Raw genomic sequence first — 1,105 nt, 5'->3', positions numbered from 1 at the left:
GCTGCTGCTGGCCGAGGCTGTGGTGGGCTCGGCCCTGTTCCTGTTCCCGATGCTGTGGTTCACCCGCCGCGTGGCGCGTGCGCTGGGCTTTTCTGTCGAGGACGAGATCGTGGCGGTTTTTTGCGGCTCCAAGAAGACGCTGGCGTCGGGCATGCCCATGGCCAAGCTGCTGTTTGGCGGCAGCGCGGCCATGGGGGTGCTGGTGCTGCCGATCATGCTTTATCACCAGTTGCAGCTGTTCGTGTGCGCCGTGATGGCCCGCCGATACGCCGCCCGAGCAGGCGCCGCACAGCCCAAGCGCGTGGCCTGAGCGGGTGCACCAGCCATGTCCACCACCAACCCGGACGACGAGATCGACTACCTGCCGCCGGCCGACACGGGCCTGGACCTGGTCCACGTGGACGATGACATCGTGGTCGTGGTCAAACCCGCCGGCTTGTTGTCGGTGCCAGGTCGGGGCGCCGATCGGGCGGACTGCATGGCCTCGCGCGTGCAGGCGCGCTTCGCGGATGCCCTGATCGTGCACCGGCTGGACATGGCCACATCGGGCTTGCTCGTGTTCGGTCGAGGTCCCGAAGTACAGCGACAGCTCAGCATCGCTTTTGCCGGGCGCGACGTGCACAAGCGTTACGAGGCGGTGGTGCATGGCCTGGTGCAGGCCGAGCAAGGTGAGATCGACCTGCCGCTCATCACCGACTGGCCACGTCGGCCCAGGCAGATGGTGTGCTTCGAGCGCGGCAAGCCCTCGCTGACGCGTTTTCGTGTCGTCGAACGCGATGCGATGCAGGGCACCACCCGTGTCAGCCTGGAGCCGGTGACCGGGCGTTCTCACCAGTTGCGCGTGCACCTGATGGCGAAGGGGCACCCCATCGTGGGCGACCCGCTGTACGGTCCCGAGGTGGGGGCCACCCGACTGATGCTGCATGCGGCGGAGCTGGGCCTGAACCACCCTCGCTCCGGCGTCGCCCAGAAATGGGTGAGCCCGGTGCCCTTTTGACCACGGTGTGCAGGGGCGGTATCAGGCCAGCGGTGGGCCCAGCCAGCGCCTGAGCGTCTTGAACATCTGCTCGATGTCCAGCGGCTTGGGCACGTGGTCGTTCATGCC

Annotated in this window: 2 protein-coding genes; both read left to right on the top strand. The window is 67.4% G+C overall.

Annotation, left to right across the window (positions count from 1 at the left end):
• The coding region (locus B2W70_RS06515; protein WP_286743986.1) for a bile acid:sodium symporter at positions 1-310 on the top strand (310 nt) is incomplete at its 5' end.
• Between the two features lie 15 nt (positions 311-325).
• The gene (locus B2W70_RS06510; protein WP_286743984.1) at positions 326-997 is read left to right on the top strand and encodes an RluA family pseudouridine synthase; all 672 of its coding nucleotides are present in this window, start codon (positions 326-328) and stop codon (positions 995-997) included.
• Positions 998-1,105: the final 108 nt, after the last annotated feature.

Origin of the sequence: Aquabacterium sp. UBA2148 (assembly GCF_002328915.1) — a bacterium.
Taxonomy (GTDB): domain Bacteria; phylum Pseudomonadota; class Gammaproteobacteria; order Burkholderiales; family Burkholderiaceae_C; genus Aquabacterium; species Aquabacterium parvum.
The sequence above is the reverse complement of the archived record's forward strand: the minus strand, read 5'-3'. Positions and strand labels throughout refer to the sequence as shown.

Coding starts and splice junctions, on each gene's coding strand:
- B2W70_RS06510 (WP_286743984.1), top strand. CDS start 326: ATGTCCACCACCAACCCGGACGACGAGATCGACTACCTGCCGCCGGCC.